This is a genomic window from Methylobacterium sp. 1A (genome assembly GCF_058072805.1).
In genome coordinates this window covers 381469-402300 of sequence record NZ_JBYQVE010000002.1, presented here as the reverse complement: position 1 = coordinate 402300, position 20832 = coordinate 381469, and the positions used below count along the sequence as shown (strand labels likewise).

General features: G+C 71.2%; 23 protein-coding genes. 3 read left to right on the top strand and 20 right to left on the bottom strand.

The window, feature by feature from the left end; all coding sequences use genetic code 11:
- Positions 1 to 84 precede the first annotated feature (84 nt).
- From ACX9MN_RS22085 to ACX9MN_RS22060, 6 genes are read right to left on the bottom strand one after another with little or no spacing between them, the layout of a single operon-like run.
- Positions 85 to 441: a hypothetical protein gene (locus ACX9MN_RS22085; RefSeq protein WP_489725471.1), complete on the bottom strand. Its 357-nt coding sequence runs from the start codon at positions 439 to 441 to the stop codon at positions 85 to 87.
- A 49-nt stretch (positions 442 to 490) separates the two neighbouring features.
- A complete protein-coding gene (locus ACX9MN_RS22080) occupies positions 491 to 1036 on the bottom strand; it encodes a 3TM-type holin (RefSeq protein ID WP_489725470.1) in 546 nt (181 codons plus the stop codon).
- Positions 1037 to 1040: 4 nt separating this feature from the next.
- Positions 1041 to 1880: a glycoside hydrolase family 19 protein gene (locus tag ACX9MN_RS22075; protein WP_489725469.1), complete on the bottom strand. Its 840-nt coding sequence runs from the start codon at positions 1878 to 1880 to the stop codon at positions 1041 to 1043.
- Positions 1881 to 1903: 23 nt separating this feature from the next.
- A complete protein-coding gene (locus tag ACX9MN_RS22070; protein ID WP_489725468.1) occupies positions 1904 to 2251 on the bottom strand; it encodes a septal ring lytic transglycosylase RlpA family protein in 348 nt (115 codons plus the stop codon).
- Between the two features lie 58 nt (positions 2252 to 2309).
- The gene (locus ACX9MN_RS22065; RefSeq protein ID WP_489725467.1) at positions 2310 to 3113 is read right to left on the bottom strand and encodes a gp53-like domain-containing protein; all 804 of its coding nucleotides are present in this window, start codon (positions 3111 to 3113) and stop codon (positions 2310 to 2312) included.
- 17 nt (positions 3114 to 3130) lie between these two features.
- Complete coding sequence (locus ACX9MN_RS22060) at positions 3131 to 3811, bottom strand: transglycosylase SLT domain-containing protein (protein ID WP_489725466.1); 681 nt, start codon at positions 3809 to 3811, stop codon at positions 3131 to 3133.
- Between the two features lie 164 nt (positions 3812 to 3975).
- Between ACX9MN_RS22060 and ACX9MN_RS22055 the strand changes: the two genes are divergently transcribed.
- The 3 genes from ACX9MN_RS22055 (at position 3976) to ACX9MN_RS22045 (ending at position 5156) form a co-directional block, all read left to right on the top strand.
- Positions 3976 to 4350: a hypothetical protein gene (locus tag ACX9MN_RS22055; RefSeq protein WP_489725465.1), complete on the top strand. Its 375-nt coding sequence runs from the start codon at positions 3976 to 3978 to the stop codon at positions 4348 to 4350.
- An 87-nt stretch (positions 4351 to 4437) separates the two neighbouring features.
- Positions 4438 to 4896 carry a hypothetical protein gene (locus ACX9MN_RS22050; RefSeq protein ID WP_489725464.1) on the top strand — a complete coding sequence of 153 codons (459 nt, stop codon included), beginning with the start codon at positions 4438 to 4440 and terminating at the stop codon, positions 4894 to 4896.
- Positions 4897 to 4913: 17 nt separating this feature from the next.
- The gene (locus ACX9MN_RS22045) at positions 4914 to 5156 is read left to right on the top strand and encodes a hypothetical protein (RefSeq protein WP_489725463.1); all 243 of its coding nucleotides are present in this window, start codon (positions 4914 to 4916) and stop codon (positions 5154 to 5156) included.
- On the opposite strand, the gene ACX9MN_RS22040 is transcribed toward ACX9MN_RS22045, so the two are convergent.
- The 14 genes from ACX9MN_RS22040 to ACX9MN_RS21975 form a co-directional block, all read right to left on the bottom strand.
- Complete coding sequence (locus ACX9MN_RS22040; protein ID WP_489725462.1) at positions 5103 to 8381, bottom strand: hypothetical protein; 3279 nt, start codon at positions 8379 to 8381, stop codon at positions 5103 to 5105. The genes ACX9MN_RS22045 and ACX9MN_RS22040 overlap by 54 nt on opposite strands.
- Positions 8381 to 10195 (bottom strand): hypothetical protein, encoded by a 1815-nt coding sequence (locus ACX9MN_RS22035; protein WP_489725461.1) that lies wholly within the window; start codon positions 10193 to 10195, stop codon positions 8381 to 8383. The genes ACX9MN_RS22040 and ACX9MN_RS22035 overlap by 1 nt, the downstream gene beginning before the upstream one ends.
- On the bottom strand, positions 10192 to 11232 hold the full coding sequence (locus ACX9MN_RS22030) for a hypothetical protein (protein ID WP_489725460.1): 1041 nt from the start codon (positions 11230 to 11232) through the stop codon (positions 10192 to 10194). The genes ACX9MN_RS22035 and ACX9MN_RS22030 overlap by 4 nt, the downstream gene beginning before the upstream one ends.
- 12 nt (positions 11233 to 11244) lie before the next feature.
- Complete coding sequence (locus ACX9MN_RS22025) at positions 11245 to 12549, bottom strand: hypothetical protein (RefSeq protein ID WP_489725459.1); 1305 nt, start codon at positions 12547 to 12549, stop codon at positions 11245 to 11247.
- Positions 12549 to 12953 (bottom strand): hypothetical protein, encoded by a 405-nt coding sequence (locus ACX9MN_RS22020; RefSeq protein ID WP_489725458.1) that lies wholly within the window; start codon positions 12951 to 12953, stop codon positions 12549 to 12551. Before ACX9MN_RS22020 ends, ACX9MN_RS22025 begins: the two co-directional genes overlap by 1 nt.
- Positions 12950 to 13264, bottom strand: a complete 315-nt coding sequence (locus ACX9MN_RS22015) for a hypothetical protein (RefSeq protein ID WP_489725457.1) — start codon at positions 13262 to 13264, stop codon at positions 12950 to 12952. Before ACX9MN_RS22015 ends, ACX9MN_RS22020 begins: the two co-directional genes overlap by 4 nt.
- On the bottom strand, positions 13261 to 14754 hold the full coding sequence (locus ACX9MN_RS22010) for a hypothetical protein (protein WP_489725456.1): 1494 nt from the start codon (positions 14752 to 14754) through the stop codon (positions 13261 to 13263). Before ACX9MN_RS22010 ends, ACX9MN_RS22015 begins: the two co-directional genes overlap by 4 nt.
- On the bottom strand, positions 14751 to 15485 hold the full coding sequence (locus ACX9MN_RS22005; RefSeq protein ID WP_489725455.1) for a hypothetical protein: 735 nt from the start codon (positions 15483 to 15485) through the stop codon (positions 14751 to 14753). The genes ACX9MN_RS22010 and ACX9MN_RS22005 overlap by 4 nt, the downstream gene beginning before the upstream one ends.
- Positions 15486 to 15513: 28 nt before the next feature.
- The gene (locus ACX9MN_RS22000) at positions 15514 to 16146 is read right to left on the bottom strand and encodes an SGNH/GDSL hydrolase family protein (protein WP_489725454.1); all 633 of its coding nucleotides are present in this window, start codon (positions 16144 to 16146) and stop codon (positions 15514 to 15516) included.
- A gap of 60 nt (positions 16147 to 16206) precedes the next feature.
- The gene (locus ACX9MN_RS21995) at positions 16207 to 16608 is read right to left on the bottom strand and encodes a hypothetical protein (RefSeq protein ID WP_489725453.1); all 402 of its coding nucleotides are present in this window, start codon (positions 16606 to 16608) and stop codon (positions 16207 to 16209) included.
- Entirely contained in the window at positions 16605 to 18242 is a 1638-nt protein-coding gene (locus tag ACX9MN_RS21990) for a hypothetical protein (protein WP_489725452.1), read from the bottom strand. Before ACX9MN_RS21990 ends, ACX9MN_RS21995 begins: the two co-directional genes overlap by 4 nt.
- Positions 18243 to 18411: 169 nt before the next feature.
- Positions 18412 to 18804 carry a hypothetical protein gene (locus ACX9MN_RS21985; RefSeq protein WP_489725451.1) on the bottom strand — a complete coding sequence of 131 codons (393 nt, stop codon included), beginning with the start codon at positions 18802 to 18804 and terminating at the stop codon, positions 18412 to 18414.
- Positions 18805 to 18900: 96 nt separating this feature from the next.
- Positions 18901 to 19998: a N4-gp56 family major capsid protein gene (locus ACX9MN_RS21980; RefSeq protein WP_489725450.1), complete on the bottom strand. Its 1098-nt coding sequence runs from the start codon at positions 19996 to 19998 to the stop codon at positions 18901 to 18903.
- A gap of 332 nt (positions 19999 to 20330) precedes the next feature.
- Positions 20331 to 20828 carry a hypothetical protein gene (locus ACX9MN_RS21975; RefSeq protein WP_489725449.1) on the bottom strand — a complete coding sequence of 166 codons (498 nt, stop codon included), beginning with the start codon at positions 20826 to 20828 and terminating at the stop codon, positions 20331 to 20333.
- Positions 20829 to 20832 lie beyond the last annotated feature (4 nt).

Here is a 20832-nt window from a genome sequence, read left to right as displayed (position 1 = left end):
TTACCGGTAGTCCCGAAACGCGAAGAGGGCGCCCCGGCCGAAGCCAGGGCGCCCAGGACGTTGACGGAAGGTGAGGGCCGCTGATCAGTCAGGCGGGCGCCGCATGAAGGCCTTGAGCATCGCCTCCCGCGTCTCCTTCATCTCGTCCCGCACCGAGACCACCATGTCGTCGATGCGCCGCTCCAGGCGGGTGATGACGTCGCCGGTCACGTAGGTCCGCGCCACCTCGATCTTGAAGGCGTTCAGCTTATCCTCGAGCGACCGGATCTCGATCTTGGCCGCCGCCATGTCGATCGTGAGCGGCGAGACCGCCTCCTTCGTGCCGGTGCGCAGCTTCCCGACGACCCAGTCGACGCCCTTGCCGACCGAGAACAGGAACAGCGCGAGCGCGATAAGCTGCGCCCAGGTGATCGGCCCGGGCGACAGGAAGGACGTATCCATGGCGGCGGTCTTTCGCGGTCCCCTTATCGGGGAAGGGCAGAGTGAGGGGTCAGGCCTTCGTGCCGCCCGGCATCGCGCCGGGCACGCCCTGCGTCCGCTCGACGGTGCGCTGGACGCCGAGGCCGAGCATGCCGGTGAGCAGGACCATGAGCTGGCCCACTTCGATCAGCGGCGCGGCCGGCAGGGCGGCGCCGATCGCCGCTCCGATGATGCCGGTTAGCCAGGTCAGGATCGGGCCGAGCACGAAGGCGTAGGCGAGGCCGGCCACGCAGACCCAGCCGGCCGTCGGCCGCCACCGGGCACTGTAGCGGTCATTCCCCTGCGCCTCCGCGAGGTTCACCGTCGCCTGCGCCTTGGCGATCTCCATCGCGGCGTTCGTCGCGGTCGTGTCGCGCGCGGTGAGCGCCTCCTCGATCGCGAGCTGCGCCGCGGCCTTCGCCGCCGGATCCGGGACGAGGCGCTCCACCAAGGTCTTCGCCGCTTCGGCCGCCGGCGGGAGGGCGATCTTAATGCCCTCGCCGATCGCGGGGCCCATGCCGCCGGTGACGGCACCGCCGACGATGCTGCCGATAAAGCTTCCGAGGCCGCTCGACATGGCTTCAGCCTTTCACGGGATAGGCCGCGCGCAGCCGGTCGGCGACGCGCTGGAACAGGTTGCGGGAGGGGGAGGGCGCCGGAGCCGGGGCGGGCGCGACCGAAGCGGCCGGCGCGTACGAGGCAGACGTCGCGGGCTGGGTGGTGACGGGCGCGGGCTTGCCGAGGGCGTCGGGCATCCGGACGCCGACCAGCGGCATGCCGGCGGCGATCAGCGCCGCCTCGGCCTTCCGCGCGTAGCCGGCGATCAGCTCGGCCTTGTCGGTGCCGTTCACGGTCCGGCGGGCGCCGACGTAATCGCAGGCGTCGCCGTGGATGTAGTCCTCCAGCGCCTTGCCGGTGAAGTCGCCCTTCAGCGACACGCCGCGGGTCACGCCCTCGACGAGGATCCGCTTCGAGATGGTCGGGTCAAGGGCCAGATCCGGGTCGTCTGCCAGCGGCACGCCGAGCAGCACGCCCATCCGGCGATAGTTGTCCTCGAAGGTGAGTTGGACGTCACCGCGGCCGTAGAAGCTGAGGCCCCGGGCGTTCGGCAGCGCGTAGTTCCGGCTGATCGCTCCGCGAGCGAACAGCTTCGCCACCGCCGCGCGGGCGCCGGCATCCGTGGTCGCGAACCCCTCGCGGACCGGCTGCATCCGGCGCCCGGTCTCATGGAACGAGGTCGCGATGATGTAGGCGAGCAGGCGCCGGTCGAGGACCAGCGCGTAGGCCAGGAACACGTCGAGCAGGTGATTGAGCCCGTCGACCTGCGCCTGCGTGTACGAGCCGAACATCGGCTTCAGCGCGGCGAAGAATTTGCTGCGGTCCAGGCGTGCGAACGCGCCCCCGTCGGTGGACGTGGCCATGGCGGTCTCCGGATCGTCGAGGGTCAGCCGAGAATGGCGAGGTGGACGCGGCCGACGCCCGACAGGCCGATGGCCCGGGCCGCGCCGCGCGAGAGATCGATCGCTCGGCCGGCGATGAACGGGCCGCGGTCCGTGATCCGGACGACGACCGAGCGACCGGTGGCGGCGCACGTCACCCGCACCCGGGTGCCGAACGGCAGCCTCTTGTGCGCGGCGGTGAGCGCGTCCTGATCGAAGCGCGACCCGTCTGCGGCGCGGCGGCCGTGGAAGCCGGGGCCGTACCAGGAGGCGACTTCGGCATGGGCGCACGGGACCGATCCCGCGAGCGCGAGGCACGCGAGGGCGGCCCGCGCCGGGAAGCGCAGGGGCATCAGGACCTCTGGGAGGGGAGCTTAGGAGGGTAGCTCGGCGCGAAGCTGCGGCCCGGCCCTAGTTGCCGATCGCGATGTAGTTCACGCGCACGAGCGTGTTGACGACCGGATTGCCGAGGCCATCCGCGACATGAACCACGAACGAGCCGAGCTGCGCGCCGGCATAGATCGAGACCACCGCCTGCGGGACGGTCGAGCCATCGCCGTTAGTCGGCGCGACGATGAAGCAGGCCTTTGGGAACGGCATGCCGAACGGGATCAGGGCGTTGCCGCCGGCATCCGTGCCGGCCACGACCGAGTCCCACTGGAACATGAGCCCGCCCGGCAGCGCGAGCGATCCCCGCTGGCCGACTGAGGCGACCTTGGCCAGATCGCTCGGGGTGGGCTCGAACACCCGCACCCGCGTGACCTTCGTATCGGTCGCCGCCGCCATGTCGCCCTGCAGTAGGACGGGCACGCCCTTCACCAGGTCGCCGTTGGCGAGAGCCGTCCCATCTCGGCGCAGGATCGGACCGCAGTCGAAGCCGTCGACCTTGAGATGAGGGATGTTGGCGGCCGCGCCGGCGAGCGTCGTGTTGAAGGCGAGCCGCAACGTGAACGGCCTCGTGATCGCCGGCGTCTGACCGTTGACCTGGGTCGCCGGGTCGATCAGCCCCTCGTTCGTGTTCACCGAATAGACGTTGCTGGCGCCGAGCGTCGCGACCAGGGTACCGAGCTCGTCATCGCGCGCGCAGGCCGCCGTCGCCATCAAGCCGCGGACAGCCGGGCCCATGGACTTCGCCGGCCAGTTCTTCGTGACCATGGCATTCGGGTCGGAGGTCTGGTTCTCCTCCGGGTTCTTGCTCCAGTGGTGGGGTCCCATCAGGCCATCCTCATCGGCTAAAGCGGTGCGAACCCGAAGGCGAGGCGCGGCAGGATGCCGGGCAGGCTGAGCCCGGCATCAGCCAGGCCCTGCCCGCCGTTCGGCAAGCCGGCGGCTGCGGCTGGCACACCCTGCGACGGGCCGTTCAGATCGAAGCTGCCGGGCGCCGCCGTCGCGCCGGGCAGCGTCATCGGCGGACCGGCCGGCGCGGTCGGAGCCGGTGCGGCCGGCGCGTTGTCGAGCTTGCCCACCCACTTCGCGCTGAAGTCGCGGGCGAGCGTGTCGGGTGATCCACCGTTGCCGGTGGCGGCGTTGCCCAGTCCCAGCGCGCCCATGGTCGATCCGGGGTTCGCCAGGATCTTCGAGGCGCCGGTCGGGCCCTGCTGGTGCGCGAGGTACATCTCGCCGTCGGTCGGCGTGCGCCCCAGCGACTTCGTCAGCGACCTCTCGTTCGAGGCCGTCAGGCGCGCCGCCGCGTCGGAGGCCTGCGCCGGATCGAACGGGTTACTGAGCCCGAACGCCTTGGCCGTGCGCGGCATGAACTGGAAGAGGCCGGCAGCGCTACCGTTCCGGGCGTTCGGATCGCCGGTGGACTCGATCTGCGCCACGCGCGGCAGGTAGTTCGGCCGCGACCACGACAGGCCGTTGCGGTCCGCCGCCGACTGTATCGCGGCGGCGACCTCAGGGGACATCGGCATGTGCGGGAGCGTCCTGAAACGCGAAAGGCCCGCGCGATGGCGGGCCTTGGGGTCGGGCGCATAGCGCTCGCGACGGTGACGGTTTCGACGGTTTGGCCCGTCGGGTCAAGTATTCGCGGTGGATCGCGCGCTGACCCAAGCTCGGCCGCGTGCTATCGTCAGCGATGCCCTTCGCTCGCATCGCCCTCGTCGCTTTCCTCATCCCTACAGGAGCGGTGGCGGCTGGCCTCACCGGCACCTTCGAGCACAAGGAAGACGGCCACGTGCAGGGCGCCACGGTGAAGGCCGCAGGCGGCGGCTACACCGGGGACTTCTCGACGGCGAGCAACCGCGGCTGCGGCGGCGGGGTGACCATGAAGGGCCGCGCCACCGGCCCCTCCACCATAGTATTCAGCAAGGCCGAGGACGGACAGGTCTGCCGGATCACCGCGCGGTATGGCGCCGGCTTCCGCACCGTCGACCTCGAGGAGGACGGCTGCACGATGTGGCACGGCGCCTCGTGCGAGTTCCAGGGTACCCTGAAGCGGACCGGGCGGTAGGCGCTACCGCCGCTCCGGTGTGACTGCCGCGTCATCGACGGAAGCTCGGCTGCTCGCATAGGTTGATTCCGAGACGAGGGAACGACCATGCGGTTGAGAACAGTGGTGGCGCTGGCTGGGCTGGCGGCGGTCGGCGGCTGCGTGGGACCGGTCGCCCAGACCCAAGGTGCCTGTGCCGCCGAGAACGCATCCTACCTCGCGACGTGGGATTGTACCCGCTCGAAGCTCCTGGCGTCTGAAGGCCGCCGAATGAGCAGTGACCTGGGTATCCACTATCTCGCTGTCGGCGACGCGCTCGCCGAGCGTGTCAGAGCTCGGCAGATGAGCGACGCGGATGCGAAGCTGGCGCTGGCGAACGAGCTTCGATCCGCCACTCGTGAGTCTCAATCCCGGGCTGCGGCTGCGTCAGCGGAATCCGGCGCGATGATCGAAGCCGGCTCGCGCCTCCTCGCCGGACCGCCGATCGTGAACCAGCCGTCTATGCTCAACCAGCCGATCACGTGCACAAGCCGGCGAGTGGGCTACACCGTGCAGACGACCTGCTGATCGTGATAGGCTCAGGCATGCCGACCCGCACCCAGATCATCGTCTGCTGGCTCGCTTTCACTGGGGTGATGGCACTCCTGTCGATCCTGCTGCACGCCTTCGTGCCAGGGGTGATGACCAGCCTGCAGAACGCCATCGGGGTCGGCACCCTCGGCATCCTGATGCTGATCGGCTGGCTTGCGCTCGCGGTTTACGCCTACCGCCCCCTACTGCGCGACTGGCTGGCGCGCCGGCGAGGCACCTCCGTTCGCGAGCGATAGCAGGCGGCTCGTGAACAGCTCGGCGTTCTTGCTGCCGGGCGGAGATTTCGCGAGCGCGCGCAGGTCCGGGAGCGCCTTCGGGTCGAACATCAGCCGCGCTACCGCCTCGCCGGAATTGAGCATCCGGGTCCGCATCATCGCGTCCCCGACGCCGTGCTTGAGGCCGACCGCGGCGCCCGCGATGCCGCCCTTTACGCCGCCCGCGATCGTCCCGGCCGCCGCGCCGGTCAGCGCGTCGGACACGACCTGCCCGACATGCGTCTTGCCCGAGGCGAATTCCTTCTGGATCGCGTGGTTGAAGGCGGTGTCCGAGCCCTTCTGCGGCCGGTAGGCCGTCGCCTTCAGGGTCGTCAACAGCCCGTCGAGCGCCTTCCAGCGGGTCTCGCCCTCCGGCAGCGCCTTCATCACCTCCTGGAGGTTCCGGTACCGCTGCGGGTGCTCGCTCACCGCCGAGGCGAAGATCGAACCGCCGTACTGGGCCGGGAGCCCGCGCTTCTCGGCGGTCGCCGCGTTGAACGTGCCCTCCAGGTAGTGGCGCGCCAGCATCTGGGCCGACCGCGGGTCGTTGCGCACGAGCGCCTGCATCGCGCTCGCGATCTCTCCATGGCTGGACGGCTCGGCCGAGAACAGCACGCTGGTGGCATGCTTCACGTCCGGGCGCTGGGCGATCTGGCCCAGCGGCGAGGCCGCGACCCGCTCCATCCCATCGTGCGCGAACACGAGGTTCGAGAGACGGTCGCGCACCTCGGGGAGCTGGTCGAGCACGTCGGCATTCTCGCGCATCGCTCCGCGCAGGGCATCGGCCGTGCGGACACCATCCTGCCCGACGGCCCGGTCAAGGATCTGGGTCTCGACGTGGCGGCCGAGGGCCGCGCGGGATGCCGGCGCCGGCTGGGCGAGCAGCTCGCGCGCCGCGGTCGGGCCGCCGACGATGCCCGGCACCTGCTCGGCCGGCGTTGCCATGCGCCCGGTGAGGTCGTCGCGGCGGACCACGCGGCCGAGCGGGTTGTTGCCGGTGAACGGCTCCAGCGGCGCGGAGTTGGCGGCGAAGTTCGCGTCGGCGGTCGCCACCTCCGGCACGCTCTTCAACTGCGTATCAAGCGCGGCGCGCGTGGCCTGAAGATCCCGGACCTTCGTCGCGTCGCCGATGTCCTGGGCGGCGCGGATGCTGAAGTCGAGGCGCTCACGAGCGTGCAGCAGACCGGCGACGCTCATGTCGAGTTCGCCGCCCGGCTCGAGCAGATCCCGGCCGGCGCGGCTCAGCGCACCGCGAACATCACCCTTGGCGGTACGGCCCTGCTCGGCGACCGTGGCCAGCGCGGGACGCGGGTCGACCTGCCCGAACCGAACGTCGGGGATCTCCTCCGTCACAGTCGGCGTCTTCACCAGCGGAGCGGGCTGCTCGCGCATCGCTCCGACCGTCCGCTCGAAGGCGTCCAGCGGCTCGGCCGTCTCGCCCCGCATAAGGGCCCCGAGCGTCCGGGACCGAAGGTCGGGATGCACGCTGGCGGGGTCGAGCCCGACCGCACGGAGATCCGCGTTCAGTCGGGTCTCGGCGTGCGATAGGGCGGCGGCATACTCGTCGCCGAGCTGCCCTGCAGTCGGACCCGCGCCGGCCGTGCGGTTCGAGCCGAGCGGGAACGACGGGAAGCCGCGCTGCTCGTTCTGGAGCTTCCGCAGCAGTTCGGACGAGATATCCCGGGCCATGCCGCCATCGGCATCGGGCCGGAAATACCCCTCCTCAATCAGCCGCTCACGCCAGAAGTTGTCGATCGACTTCCCTCCCTGGCGGGCGACGTTGCCGAGGCCGGGGAGGTTGAACTTGTGCAGGTCGGTCGCGAGCACGTCGCCTTCGAGCGGCAGGCCGCCGTTCTGGGCGATGAAACGCCCGAGGCTGACCGGGCCCGCCTCCTGGATGGCGCCGTCGGCGCGGCCGGGCGGCGGGCCGAGCGGCGCCGGCGCGCTGTCGTTGAACTGCGGGCGGCTGTACCGCTGCTCCGTTACGATGGGATCGCCCGGGCGCTCGACCGTGGCCATGCGCTCGATCCCGACCGTCTCCGGCGCGGCGCGCGCGGCGCGATAGTCGACGTCGGCCTGCGCCGCGCGCCGAGCCTCCAGCCCGTCGGCCACCCCGCGCAACTCGTTCTGGATCGTCTGGCCGGCCTGCTCCGGCGTGATCCGGGGGCCAGTCGCGGCGCGCGCCTGCGACAGCGCCATGCCCTGCGGTGTCTGCGCGACGCCGGCCTGCGCCGCCCGCTGGACGTCGAACCCGAGATCGGTCGGCGTGGTCGGCTCCGGTCCAATCCGTTCGAACAGGGCGCGGCCGGCGTTGTCGACCTGCGCCGGGCGCGCCGCGTAGAATTCACCCGCGATCTGGCCGCCCTCGCCGCCGGAATTGGCGGCTACACGGGCGAGCTGCGAGGCGCGCGTGGCCTTGCCGCCCGTCGCCGCGTTCAGCGCCTCATCCACCGAGATGCCGACCGGGCCGCCAGGGGAATTGGCCGCCGCGTCGCGGATCGCCTGCGCTGAGGCCAGCTCGGATTCCGTGAGGCCGTGTGCCGCCTCACGGAGCAGATGCATGCCCGGCTCGCCGCCGTTGATCGCCCGCCACGCCTTGCCGACACCCGCGCCGACGGCGGGACCTGCGAGGCCGAGACCGCCACCGATCGCAGCTCCCTTCTCGATCTCACCCAGATCACCGCCCGAGCGCACCGCGGAATCCGCGGCGCCCAGGGCGGCACCCGAGACGCCGGAAGCCGCCATCCGCACCGGTAGCGCCGCGCCCGAAGCGCCGAACGCGGCCGGCGCCGCCATCACGAGGGGAACCGTGCCGACAACACCACCGCCGACGTGGCCCGCGATGTCGGCGATGGGGTGCTCCTCGGCAGTCCGCTTCCCGAAATTCTCGACCGCCTTCAGCTCGTCGCTGTACCGGCTGTCGTTCTTCAGCGCGCGGATGCCAGCGACGGCCCGGTTCACGCCGGCGAGCATGTACGGGCCGGCCACCGGCACGCCGTCGATGATCCCGCGCCCGATCGCGGCAACCGCGTCGCCCGGCTGCCCGGCGGTGGGCGCGTCGGAGAACCCACGGTGCATGGCCGCGAGGTCGGCATCCGAGACCTTCGACAGGTCGACCGACGGAGCCGAGCCAGGCTCGGGCTTCGGCGCTGGCGTGCCGGCGTAGAGCTTCTGCAGCTCGTCGTCGGAGAGCTTCGAGAGATCCATCAGCGCATCATCCCGCGGCGGCGCATTTCGGCCTCGACCGCCGACCTATCGGGGGCGGCCGGGCGGTACTGGTAGACCTCCGGCTGGTCGACCTTGAAGAAGCCAGCCCGCTGGGCGGTCTCGGGGGTCGCGAACCGGTCGACGCTCGCGTTGTGGTGGGCGATCGTGTTCTTGGCGAGGATCTCCTGCGCCTCGATGCCAGCGCGCAAGGCCGCCTCAACGCTGGACCGATCGCCGGACGAGATCGTCTTGCCGAGCTGGAGGTCCATGTTGGTCGTGTGACCGGACTGCGAGATTGCCTTGGCCAGCTCGGCGCTCTTCTGGGTCGCCGCCTGGTCGAAGAGCTGCGACTGGGTCACGTAGCTGTCCGGAATGCCCAGGACCTGCGCCGCGACCGCGCGAGCCTGCGTCCGCCAGTCGGCGCCCGCGCCGGACACGATACCCTTGTCGATCGCCTCCTTCTGGCGGTTGATGGCGGCGATCGTACCGATTGCGCCCTCGGCTTTCGCCCGGCTCTCGGTGATCGCCTTCACCGCCGCCTGATCCAGCTCGGCATTCGCCTTCTGGGGAAGCTGGTTCGTGCCCTGCGTCAGGGCGACGTGCGGCATGCCCTTCTCGTCGTAGGCGCCCGGCGTACCCGGCGGGGTGCCCGGGGGCGGCTCGATCAAGCGGCCGTCGGCGCCGGTCGTGCCCCAGACCCGCGCGCCGGCTGTGCCGGGCGCGATCGGGGTCACCGCACCCTCCTCGCCGATCTTGCTCTTGTTCACGCCGATGATGGAGTTGTCCGGACGCGTGACGATCTGCACGTTGTCGGGGCTGCCCGCGGCCGTCCCCGCCGACTGCGCCTGCGCCTCGGCCTGGATCCGCTCGAGCGGCTTGGCGCCACCCTCCATCGAGCCAGCCGCCTGCGCGCGGGCCTCGGCCTGGATCTGCTCCGGCGACTTCGGCATGCCGTGGGTCGGATCGCGCAGGATCTGGAGCGCGGTGGTGACGTTGGAGCTGTTCGTCGCCATCGCGGCGAGCTCAGCGTCCGACAGGTCCGGGTAGGCGCGCCTCAGGATTTGGGCGTTGCCCGTGAGCGCGGCCTGCTCGCGCTGGAGCTTGAGCTGCTGGAGCTGATTGCCCGCGACGGCGGTCGCGGCCTTCTGCGCGTTGGCCAGGCCCTGCCCGAGCCCCTCGCCGAAGTTCCGGCCCGACAGGATCCCCGCACCGATGGCGATGAGCTGATCCGAGAGCCCGGACTGGTTCATGCGCGACAGCGCGCGGCCGAAATCGAAGCCGCCCGAGCCCTGGCCGGCCGGCGCAGACGCGGGTGCCGCGACGGGCTTCGGCGTGCCCGACACAGGCTGCCCGGTCAGCGGATCGAAGCTGCTCACCGGCTGCATGCCGGCGCCGAGCGAGGACAGCTCGGACGGCCGCGCAGGCGGGGTGGGCGCGTTGACCGGCTTCGCGAGTGCGACCTCCTGGCCGCCCTGCGGTGCCGGGGCCGGCAGCGAGCCGGTCGACTGCGGCGCGGGCGCGGCCGGCCCCGCCTGCGGCTCGGCGGCGGCCATCACGGGCGGCTGCGCCCCGAGCAGCGACGGGACCCGCATCGGCGCCGGGCCATCGTCCTGCTGAGCCGCCATCTGCGGCACAGGCATCTGGCCGCCGAGCATCGACGGGATGCCAGACGGCGACGCGACAGGCGGCGGCGCGGGCACGGCCGGCGCTTCCTGACTGCCCTGGATCGCGCGCAGCACCGCCGCGAGCTGATCGGCATCAAGACCGCCCGGGAAGGCCGGCGCCGCGCCGCCGAAGGGGATGCCGTCGCTCATCGTGTGCCTCTCGGGTTCTGCCCGGCGAACTGCATGGGCTGCATGAAGCCGAACGGGCGCGGCTTCACGGGGCGGAACTGCATCGGAGAGCCGCCGCCGCCCTGTTTCTGACCACTGCCGCCCGAGCTGCCGCTCTGGCCGCCCTCCGCGGCAGCCGGGCTGGGCGCCGCGGCCGTGCTTGATCCGGCTGCACTCGACAGGAGCGGGTTGGGCGTGGACATGCCACCGCCGCTAGCCGGCAGCACGGTGCCGGCGCCGCCGGACTGCGTCGGACCGGACAAGCCGAAGGCGGCCGGACGGCTCGAACCACCGGCCGAGGCCGGGAGCTGCATGCCGCCGCCGAGGAACTTGTTCGCCCAGGCGTAGTGCGGCGCGAACTGGTTGTTCACCTTGTCCGCCACAGTACCCGGCATGCCACCGTTCTTGGCGTCAGACGCGCCGAACATGCCGGGCGAGCCGGCGTTGATGGTCGAGTAGGCGTTCATCACGCCCGAGCCGGGCTGGTATTTGCGCGCGATCAGGAACTGCTCCGCCTTGAGGAGCTGCTCCTGGAAGCTCTCGCGGCCGGTGACCCCGAACTGCTTCTGCTCGCTCGGCCCGAACTGGATCAGGCCGACATGCCGGCCGCCGGTCCCGCCCCAGCGCGAGGGGTCGGCGCCGCTCTCATAGTGAATGATCCCGCCCCACTCGACGGGCGAGAGGCCGAGCCGCTGCGCCGACGCGATGAGCGCCTGCTGGTCCGTCATCGGGCCGCCGGTCGCCGCCGCGGGCGCGCCGGACTGCCCGGCGCCCGGGGAAGTCGGTTGCTTCGAGGCCTCGACCGAGATCATTGGTAGGCTGACGGAGGCCGAGGAGCCCTGCTGCGGGACGATCGGCTGAGCCGCCGCCGGCTGGGGCGCGGCGGCCTGAGGAGCACTCGCAGCCCCGGGAGCCCCGCCGGTCGTCGCCATCTGCCGGATCGCCGCCAGCATGTCGGGCGTGAGCCCGAACGCGTCGTCCTGCGAACCCATCGCCGGGATGTTGAAGCCGAAGGCCATTATGCGCTCCCGTCAGCCGAAGAGACCGCCGCCGGCGAACTTTGAGATCAGGCCGCCGATGCCGAGGGCGCCGCCGAGCAGCGTTGAGCCGAGCGACTGCTGCGTCCGGGTCTGGGTCCGACCGTAGGAATCCGTCGTGCCGCCCAGGCCCGCCATGCCGCCCATCAGGCCGGCGTAGCGGTCGAGGTTCTGCCAGGGCATTTGGTTGGTCTCGTCGAAGACCTGCTGGGCCGCGCCGATGTTCGCCTGATCCTGGCCCTGCAGGATCGAACCGACACCGAGCATCTGCTGCGCGGGCGCGTACCGGGCGGCGTCGAGCGCCGGCAGCATGGAGGCCGCCTGGAGCGCCTGGCTCTGCCCGGTCTGGCCCGCGCCGATGAAGCCCTGGGCCTTCGTGACGCCGAGGTTCGAGTTGAACTTGTCGCCGTCGAGCACCTGCCCAAGCACGCCAGCTTCCTGCCCCTGCTGCGCCTGCCCGAGCTGAGCGCCGGCGAGGCGCTGCTGGTTGTTCGTGCTCTCGACGCCCGACTTCGCGTTCGTGATCCCGAGGCCGAGCTGCGAGGCAGCCTGCCGCGCGGCGTCGATCTGCGAGTTGGCCGCGAGCTGGCGCTGGGCCTCGGTATTGTACTGCGACGCGTAGAGCTGGCTCTGCGTGTCGTTCACCGCCTTGGTGGTCGCTCCGGCGAACGCGCCCGAGCCGTACCGGCCGGACGCCGCGAACGCCTCCTTCTGCGCCTGGAGAGCGTTGTCGGAGGAGGTCTGAACGAGCTTCTGAAAGATCGCGTTCTTGGTCGGATCCAGGCTGTCACCGGCGGCGATGCCCGACAGGTTCGTCTCCGCGGCCGAGGGCGCCTGCGACTTCGCGAAGAGCTGGTCGAGCTGCGGGATGGTGGTGAGATCCCTGGCGCCGCTCATGAACGAAGCGGCAGTTTGGTTGATCGGGTTCGACGCGGATCCGATCCGGTCTGCGAGGCCCGACAGCCGCGACGTGTCGACGTTCGGGACGGCCGACAGCATCGACAGTCCCTGCGCCGTGGTCGGCGAGATCCCGTTCGAGCCGAGCAGGCTCTGGGCGAACGAGATGCCCTGCGGCGCGGCGTTGTCCGAGGCGAACTGATCGCGGATCGACTGGAGGCCGGTCAGGGCATCGTCGCCGAGCTGCGCGACCCGCGGGCCCGAGTAGATGCCGGTGCCCGAGCCGCCGTTGTACAGCTTGCCCGCATCGCTGATGACCGCCTGCAGGCCCGGGATCGCCGGAGCCCACGGCTGCGTCTCGGAGTGCTGCTGCGAGGTCTGGGTCTGGGTAGAGCCGCCCATCAGAGTGCCTTCCGGAAATGCGTGTAGGCGTCGTAATCGGGCAGCAGCCCGGCCCAGCCGGACCGGCCGGCGAACTCGACAGTGGCGCAGCCGAGGCGGCGCGCACCGGCCTCGATGAGGGAGAGCGTGTCCCGCCACGCCCGCGCGCCGGCGCCACCGACGGCGAGCACCCAGCAGGAGCGTGTGCGGTCGGCGTGCTCGCGGACCTGCGTGACGCCGGCCGCGACCGACGCGCCGGCGGCCGGCCCGATGAGCACGAGCTGTCCCTGGCCGGCCCGGCACAGCGCGCGCAGACCGTCCAGGGTCAGGTCGGATTCCGGCCGGGCGCAGACGCGCGCCAGCCATGGCTCCGCTACCGGCCAGATCGCATCGACCTGGTCGGCGGGCACGGGCGTGAGGATCATCCGCGGCGCCTGATCTCGTAATCGAAGGTGCGGTCGGTCGCTGCGGACTGGTCGTGGCCGAGCGTGAAGGTGCCCTTGGCGGTCGACTGCACCCAGACCTTGGCCGCGGCCGCGCTGGCGCTCCGCGGCGACAGCACCACCATTGCGCCGTCGGCGCAGACCATGTTCTCGACGGGCGTGCTGGCCGCGTTGGCGGCGAGCGTCACCGATCCGCCCGCGTTGGTGCCGCCCGTGGCGAGATCGCGGATGGCGTCGCCGTGAAGGTCGAGGTTCTGAGCGGTGAGCGCACCGCCGCGCGCCGGGACCTTCACTGCGAGCCCTCCGGTACCGCATCGGGCTCGATGGCGGTGGCATAGGTCCACCCGTCACCGGCCGCGATCCGCAACCGCGCCCGGTGGTAGCGCCCCGAGGCATGGCAGGGGGCGAACCGCTGCGTGTTCGGCCCGGTCTCAGGCCGCCACCGCACCGGCACGCTCACCGCGAGGCTCTCCCGCGTGCCGACCGACGCCGTCCAGGTGTCCGCGTCCGTGTCGGGGCGCAGGCCGCGGGCATAGGCGCGGCGCAGTCGGGCGAGCTGCGCGTCCGCGGTCTCGATCAGCGCCTCCAGGCTCGGGCCCTCGAGGAGCGAGAGCCGGTTGTCGAGGCCGAACGTCCCGATCAGCGGCACGCCACCCGAGAAGATCGCGGAGTCTGCCGAGAGGCCGCCCGCGAAGTCATAGGGCGTGGTGCCGGCGTCCATGTCCTCGTCGATGGAGTCGAAGCTGATCGGCGCCGTCTGCACGCGCAGCCAGTGTCGGATCGTGAGGTCGACCTGGGTCCAGCGGTCCTGCACATAATCGTAGACGATGCAGGCATCGAGGAGCGTCGTGTCCGAGACGCGGTTGCTCTTGAAGGCAAACAGCACGCGGTTGCCGGTCGGATCCGGGCAAGCCACGCAGGTGTGGATGAAGGTCGGGTCGCGCAGGGCCTGCATCCAGCCGTTGACGCGGTTCTTCCCGATCGGGACCGAGACGCCGGCCGCGAACGCGTAGATGCCGTCGCGGTCTAGGTAGAAGATCGTCGGGCCGATCTTGAGTACGGACCAGGGCGCCACCGCGCCACGGTCGCTCTCCAGCTTGGATCGCTGGAAGATCTCGGCCGTGCCCGGGGCGAACACGAGCTGCTGGATGGCCCTCTCCTGGAAGATCACCACCGTCTCGCCGCCGACGAGGCCCGTGACCGAGCCGCCATCCGGCAGGATCTGGATGTCCGAGCCGTGCACGCCCGGGATCCACTCGTGCGGGTTGCCGAGCGCGGACCACTGCACCGCCGCCTCGTTCCCGAGGAGCCCTCCGAACACCACGAACTCGTTCACGACCGTGACGAAGCGGGCGAAGGGCGGCGGGTTGCCCGCCGTGGACGCGAGGTCGGCGAACTTCGCCCCCGCCGCGTCGATGATGATCTCCTGCGGACGAGCGCCGGTGTGGGTGGCGATCAGCGTCGACCCGTAGAGCGCGAACGACCAGTAATCCCCCTCCGGCACGCTGTAGGCCGAGGGGCCGGACACGTCGGACCAGGCGAGCGCGCCGAGGTCGAGTCGGTAGAGCTTCGTCGCCGTGCCTGCATAGACGGTCCAGGCGCCGACCGCCGTGCGCACCGCGATGGCGCCGCGGCACGGGCCGGGCAGCGCCGGCGTCGCCGCGCGGGGCGAGGGCACCGGGCCGTACCCGTCCGGGCGCGGGAACACGTTGAGCGCGATCGCTGTCGCCTGCGCGTCGTTCGAGGCGACGTCGGGCGCCCAGGGTGGGAGCGGGATCTTCACAGGTCGTAGCTCTGCACGACGCCGGTACCGGCCATCGTGGTCGCCAGCCCCTTCAGCGAGGTCGAGGCCTCCTGCACGGCCGTATCCATCGCCTGCTTCAGGCCGGGATCCTTGAGGCGATGCAGGGCGAGGTAGCGCTTCGCGTAGGCTGCGATGAGGTCGTAGGCCTCGTCGACCCAGGCGTTCGTGTCGGCATCGGTCGCGGGCGCGCCGAGCCGGACATGGCCGGTAAAGCGGATCGTGTAGACCTGATCCGGGATCGGGAAGAGCCGGTAGCCCTCCGAGAACTTGGCGAAGTAGGCGGGCTGCCCGGCCTGATCCTGGTCGCCCAGCGCCTCCAGGCTCGCGAGCGCAACGGGCTTCAGCTTCCAGGTGGTGTTCGAGCCATCGATCGCCACGGCGCTATCGATCGCCAGCATGACGTTCTGCCCGGCGAGGTCGGCGCCGCCGTAGCCGGCCTGCCCAGCCACGGTGACGAACTCCAGCACGCCGTCGTTGAAGGCGAAACGCTCCCGCTGCCAGAAGCCGATCGCGTGCCGGATCGCGTTGCGGACCGCGCCGATGAGATCGGGCCGGTCGAGCTCCTCGACGATTTGGTTGACCATCCGCAGCAGGGTGGGCGAGCCGTCGTCGCTCGACGTACCGTCGGCCAGGATCAGCGGATTGTCGACGGTCGCAGCGAAGGCCGACTTCACCTGCGCGGTGGAGTCGGGGAACAGCCCAGAGGACATGACGCGGCCTGCTCTCAGAGGATGGTGATCACGCCGCGGCGGCGACCGGGCCGCACGCACTTAGGATCGCGGCTTCGTACAGGTCGTGGCAGCGCGCGAGGGTCGCGTCGGACGGGTGGATGCCGTCCTTCGTCGTCCCGGGCTTGGCGGTGCCGTCCCACAGCGCGAACTCGGTGAAGAGGTCGATCACCGGCACGTTGCGGGCCGCGGCCTGCCGTTTCATCGCCGGGATGATGTTGTCCCGGAGCTGCCAGACCCGCCATCCAAGATCACCGAGGCCTTTGCCGTTCTCGGGCGGGTACGGCAGCGCAAGGATGGGGCGCGGACCCTGCGCGCGGACATTGTCGAGCAGTCGCCCGGTGTCGGCCTCGTAGGTCCGCCACTGCGCGTCGTCGACCGGCACCCAGACGTTGTTGATGCCGACCTGGGTGACCGCGACGCCGGCTTGGCTGTTCAGCACGCAGGCGCCGCCGAGATTGGCGACGATGCCGATGGTCGCCCCCGGCAACGCGCAGGAGATCACCCGCCGTCCGGCGAGGCTGTCCCAGGTCGGGATGAAGTGCCGGCTGTCGCCGACCAGCGCCACAGCGCCGGGCACTGGTTGGCGGCCCCCGTAGCTGTCGACCAGCCCGAGGTGGAATTGCGTCATGTCGTAGGCCATCGGACCCTCGAGGCGGGGAGCGAGGAGCGGGATGAGGGGACGATGCCCTCAGACCGAAGATCAGCCGACGGCGAGGACCTGCGCGGCGCGGCCCGTGCCGATCAGGCCGAGGCTCTCCAGAAGCTGCGTGCCGGCGACGACGCGAGGGTCCGTCAGGTCCACGAACTGAGCCCCGGCCGCCATCAGGCAGAACAGCTTGATCCGTGGGTCCGTGCTGTTGACGATGGCGGCCTGCTCGGGGGCCGTGAACAGCGCCATGAAGCCGAGGAAGTTGACCCGGTTGTCGGGCAGCTCCCTGCTGGGATCGTGGGCGGCCAGCACGGTCGCGGCCCGCGCCCTTTCCGCATCCGGGCAGGAAAGGATGACGCCGTTGACCGGATCCCAGGAGATGCCGTCGAGCGGGATGCCGGCGGCCGACAACTCGGAGGCGAAGGTCGGGCCGATCTTGAGAGCGTCGGTCATTGGCGCACCATCCCGCTCACCTCGCCGCTGAAGTTCGTGGTCCCCGTATTGGCGGACCCGAACAGGCTGACGGTGTGGAGGCCCTCCGAGCGGAAGGCGCTGTTGGCGACACTGAACGGGCCGGAATAGCCGCCCGCGGCCGGCGTGGAGTAGGTGCTCGGCACGGTGATCGCGCTGCCGTCTACGGACAGCAGCGCCGAGGACGTAGCCGCCGCCGTACTGTTCACACCGTACCCGACCCCCTTGGCGTCCACGGCCTCGTCCGCCCATGTCAGGAACGAGGCGCGGAAGGTGGCCATCTCCGTCGCGGTGGGGGAGGCCGTCGAGCCGGAGACACCGCCGGTCGCGAACGGCCGTGATGCCCGGTTGAACCACGACGCGACATACCGCTTCGTCGCCGTATCGGCGAAGGTGCCGGGCGATCCGGCATCCATGTAGGCCATCCCGATCAGCGTGCGGCTGCTGTCGCCGGACTTGATCTCCGTGCCGGTCGTCGCGTCGGTGACGTGCCCGGTCGTCACCACCTCGCAGGCCACGGCCGATCCGGTCCAGTAGGCGTACTGGTAGGTCAGCGTCGCTGCAGTCTGGCCGGCGTTCGAGCACGTGAAGCCCGCGCTCGGGATCGTCCGGTAGACGCCCCCGATCATGATCAGGTTGCCGTTGAACGGCTTGGCGGTCAGCGTCGTCGTGCTGGTGTAGGCGAGGCGCACTTGGCCCACGGGAACCGACGTGATGGCCGCACGGACAAAGCCCGTCGTCGCCACCAGCGTGCTGTTGTCCCCGGCCGCGGCCGTGGTCGCGGTGGCTGCCCCAAGCGCGGGCGCGCTCAAGCTGGTGATGTCGGTGTTCGCGCCCGAAGCCGCGCCGGCGACGTTGCTGCGCGCCTGGGCCTGCTGGGCCGATGTCAGGCCCTGGCTCAGGTCGTACCGGACCGCACCTGCCCCGGGTGAGGCGGAGGTGCAGACCGTGTCGGTGCCGTTGAACTGGAACGTGCAGCCCGACAGGGTCGGCGTGACGCCGGACCAGCCTGACGCACCCCGAACCGGGATCGTCGCACGCGTCGCGCCCAGGCCGTAATCCAGGACCGCCGAGAGCGTCGCCCCAGTCGGCACGGCCGTGGCGCCGGTCAGGTTGGCGACGACCGTGCCTGCCGCCACGCTGGCCGGGGCAGGCGCCGCGGTGCTGATGCCGGTGATCCTGCCCTTGGCGTCGACTGTGACGACAGGGACGAGGTTACCGGATCCGTAGGTCCCGGCCGACACGCCGGTGGCTGCCAGCGTCAGCGCGGCCGAGGCGTTGGCCGAGCCGTCGAACGTCATCGAGCCCACTGCGTCGCTCGTGAAGGACAGGGTGCGCGCGGTCTGCAGCTTCGAGGCGGTCGCGACGTTGCCGCTCGCCTGAAGCGTGGCGAGTTGCTGCTGCAGGGCCACCACTTGCGGCAGCGGCCCCGTGATCAGGCCCTGGAGGTAGAGGTCGTTCTGGTAGAGCTTGGTCAGGGCCGCTGGCAGCGGATCGACCAAGACGCCGGGGCCAGCGGCGACGATCGGCTGCTGGAGCGCGGACTGAGCTGACGCCAGCGATGGCGCGAGCAGGAGCACGGCGCCGACGAGGCGCGCGAACCAGTGCGGGGTCATCGGCGGCCCTTCGAGCGGCGCGCGGGCTTCCGAGGCGCGGCAGGCGCGGGCTCGGGCTGGCGGTCGGGCTGGGGAAGAGGGGCCGGCTCCGGCGCGGAGGCCGGGGCCGGGATGGGCGCCTCGGCGAGCGCGTGTGCGCCCGCGTGCAGCACCCAGAGCGCGGCGTGCATCAGCCGTCGTTGTTCGGGGCGTAGTGCAGCACGATGGTGGCCACGCCCGCGGCCGGGCCGCCGGCGATCGTGCCGTAGATCGGCGTGTCGGCGGCGAGCCGGCCCTTCAGGGTGGCGGTGTCGATGCGCTTCACGCCCGCCGCGGTGACGGCGGTGTCGCCGGCGGCCGCGAGGTCGTTGCCGCCGACGCTCGTGCCGAGCAGCATCGAGGCGCCGGCCGTGAAGGCGGTCTCGACGAGCACCAGGAGCGAGGTGATCAGCGCGCCGGCCGGGAGCGAGGCCGGCAGGACGAAGGCGCCGTTGGCGAAGGTGACGGTCAGGCGGATGTACTGCGACTCCTGTCGGCGGTACTCGCGCACCGACGGGGAGGCGGGGGGGACGTTGGTGGTCACGAGGACCTCCTGTTCAGACGGATCGGGGGAAAGGCGGGACGGGCCGGAGCGCGAGGCCCCGGCCCGGGTCAGCCGTCAGGCTGGAGCGGCGGAGGCTTAGCCGGCGGGCGCGGCGTAGGTCGGGACGGTGATGACGCCGAAGTCGTCGCCGTTGAAGGTCGTCTTCTTCAGGCCCCAGATCGCCCAGGCGGAGACCTCGAGGTTCCGCTTGTGGTCGTAGAGCTCCTCGTTCCAGCGGTAGCGCTCGTCGCCGCCGGCCTTGCCGTAGGCCACGGTCGCGGCCTGGGCGCCGAGGAGGACGGCGCGGCGGGTGTTGGCCACGGCCTGGGTGCCGTCGACCGACACGCCCTGCGTGACGTCCTGGGCCTCACGGAGCACGACGCCGTTGTACATGCCGAGCGCGCCCGAGAAGATCGGGCTCTTGCTCGACTGCATGCCGGCCATTGCGGCCTTCTGGATGTCGAGCCACTGGCCGGCCGCGGTGTTGGTCCGGAGCGAGGTGACCTGCGTGGAGTGCAGGTACATCACGTAGACCTTCTGGCCGTCGACCACGACGGGGCGGATCATCACCTTGCCCGCCGCGCCGCCGGTCTTCGCCAGCTCCACCGCCTGGTCGATCAGGCTGAGGGTGAAGATGTCGCCGGCGACGAGGGCCGCGTCGTTGGCGCGGCCGTTCGGACGCAGGATGCGACCGGCGGACGGGGCCGTGACGAGGTTGTTGCCGTTGTACTTCCGGGCGTTCTTGCCCGGCAGCGCATTCACCGGGGTGTAGCCGCAGACGTGGGCGAAGAAGATCTTCGCGCGACGGGTCTGGAACCAGTCGGCGATGCCGGAGCGGGCCTGCTCACGCAGGTTGAAGGGCACGCGCTGCGCGTCGATGGTGTTGTCCGACTTCACGCCGACCACGTGGCCGAGCTCGTCGATCGTCACCTTGTCGGAGTTGGTGCCGAGCTGCTCGCCGTTACCCTCGGCGACGTCGTCGGAGGTGAAGCCGTCGCCCTTGAGCTGCATGCGCAGGCCGAAGGTGACCTGGTCACCGTTGCCCTTCTTGGTCTCGGTCTTCTCCTGGATGATGGATCCGTCGGAGGTGCCGACCAGCGGGTCGATGTCGATGGACTTGTTGGCCTCCACTGCGAGCTTCTTGCTCCACAGCTTCTGGGCCATCGGATCGCCGATGCCGAAGTTCGTGAACATGGGGGTGCCTCTGAAGGCTGGATTCCGTGGGGAGGGGTGCGTGCGGGCCGTGTCGTCGCCGCGCGGACGGAAGCCGGGCCCCAGGTGACCGTTGGGGACGGTGATCGGACGGGCGCCGTGACGTGGCGCGGACGAAGGCTGTGACGCGGCCAGGCGAGCCCTGTGACGGGGGCCAATCGGACGACCGGACACGCGAAAGCGCCCCGCTGGGAACAGCAGGGTGCGGCGCGCGGGCCGGTCGGAAACTGATGGGATGCGGGACGGGGCCTCAGGCCCGCACGTCACGCGACCATGGCGATATCCGGTGTTTCGCCCGTCGGGTCAAGCGGATCCTACTGCGTCGGCTCACGGCCGACGATCATCACCGCCGCGCTGGCGGCAGGCGAGCCGAAGGGGTTCACGAGGAGCCCGATCAGCGTGCCACTGAGCGTCGTCGTCGTCGACTGCCAGCACTTCCCGGTCGCGGCCGTGGCGGAGCGCGAGATCACGTTGCAGACCAGCGGCAGCGAGCCGGCATTGATCGGGATCGGCAGCACCACGGGCGCGGCCGAGGTGAAGGGCCGGGCCCATGTGACCGACCAGGATCCGTCGCTGGCGTTCGTGACCACGTTCGCCGCCTGGACCGACGTCGGGCGCGAGGCATCCTTCGGCACGTAGCAGCCGGCCGAGCCGGTCGAGCCCAGCAGCGTGTCGGCGGTCGGGACCGCGCCGCAGGGTGCCGGGACCTGGGCCGTAGTCGCGTAGGCCGACAGATCGGGCGGGCTGGCGCCGGGCCCCGCCGCGAGGGCCGGGGCGGACGCGAGCAGAAGGAACAGCAGGAGCGCGCGCACGGCC

What these genes read in the sequence shown, in the direction of transcription:
- ACX9MN_RS22085 (WP_489725471.1), bottom strand. Translation starts at nt 441, where the DNA reads ATGGATACGTCCTTCCTGTCGCCCGGGCCGATCACCTGGGCGCAGCTT.
- ACX9MN_RS22080 (WP_489725470.1), bottom strand. Translation starts at nt 1,036, where the DNA reads ATGTCGAGCGGCCTCGGAAGCTTTATCGGCAGCATCGTCGGCGGTGCC.
- ACX9MN_RS22075 (WP_489725469.1), bottom strand. Translation starts at nt 1,880, where the DNA reads ATGGCCACGTCCACCGACGGGGGCGCGTTCGCACGCCTGGACCGCAGC.
- ACX9MN_RS22070 (WP_489725468.1), bottom strand. Translation starts at nt 2,251, where the DNA reads ATGCCCCTGCGCTTCCCGGCGCGGGCCGCCCTCGCGTGCCTCGCGCTC.
- ACX9MN_RS22065 (WP_489725467.1), bottom strand. Translation starts at nt 3,113, where the DNA reads ATGGGACCCCACCACTGGAGCAAGAACCCGGAGGAGAACCAGACCTCC.
- ACX9MN_RS22060 (WP_489725466.1), bottom strand. Translation starts at nt 3,811, where the DNA reads ATGCCGATGTCCCCTGAGGTCGCCGCCGCGATACAGTCGGCGGCGGAC.
- ACX9MN_RS22055 (WP_489725465.1), top strand. Translation starts at nt 3,976, where the DNA reads ATGCCCTTCGCTCGCATCGCCCTCGTCGCTTTCCTCATCCCTACAGGA.
- ACX9MN_RS22050 (WP_489725464.1), top strand. Translation starts at nt 4,438, where the DNA reads ATGCGGTTGAGAACAGTGGTGGCGCTGGCTGGGCTGGCGGCGGTCGGC.
- ACX9MN_RS22045 (WP_489725463.1), top strand. Translation starts at nt 4,914, where the DNA reads ATGCCGACCCGCACCCAGATCATCGTCTGCTGGCTCGCTTTCACTGGG.
- ACX9MN_RS22040 (WP_489725462.1), bottom strand. Translation starts at nt 8,381, where the DNA reads ATGGATCTCTCGAAGCTCTCCGACGACGAGCTGCAGAAGCTCTACGCC.
- ACX9MN_RS22035 (WP_489725461.1), bottom strand. Translation starts at nt 10,195, where the DNA reads ATGAGCGACGGCATCCCCTTCGGCGGCGCGGCGCCGGCCTTCCCGGGC.
- ACX9MN_RS22030 (WP_489725460.1), bottom strand. Translation starts at nt 11,232, where the DNA reads ATGGCCTTCGGCTTCAACATCCCGGCGATGGGTTCGCAGGACGACGCG.
- ACX9MN_RS22025 (WP_489725459.1), bottom strand. Translation starts at nt 12,549, where the DNA reads ATGGGCGGCTCTACCCAGACCCAGACCTCGCAGCAGCACTCCGAGACG.
- ACX9MN_RS22020 (WP_489725458.1), bottom strand. Translation starts at nt 12,953, where the DNA reads ATGATCCTCACGCCCGTGCCCGCCGACCAGGTCGATGCGATCTGGCCG.
- ACX9MN_RS22005 (WP_489725455.1), bottom strand. Translation starts at nt 15,485, where the DNA reads ATGTCCTCTGGGCTGTTCCCCGACTCCACCGCGCAGGTGAAGTCGGCC.
- ACX9MN_RS22000 (WP_489725454.1), bottom strand. Translation starts at nt 16,146, where the DNA reads ATGGCCTACGACATGACGCAATTCCACCTCGGGCTGGTCGACAGCTAC.
- ACX9MN_RS21995 (WP_489725453.1), bottom strand. Translation starts at nt 16,608, where the DNA reads ATGACCGACGCTCTCAAGATCGGCCCGACCTTCGCCTCCGAGTTGTCG.
- ACX9MN_RS21990 (WP_489725452.1), bottom strand. Translation starts at nt 18,242, where the DNA reads ATGACCCCGCACTGGTTCGCGCGCCTCGTCGGCGCCGTGCTCCTGCTC.
- ACX9MN_RS21980 (WP_489725450.1), bottom strand. Translation starts at nt 19,998, where the DNA reads ATGTTCACGAACTTCGGCATCGGCGATCCGATGGCCCAGAAGCTGTGG.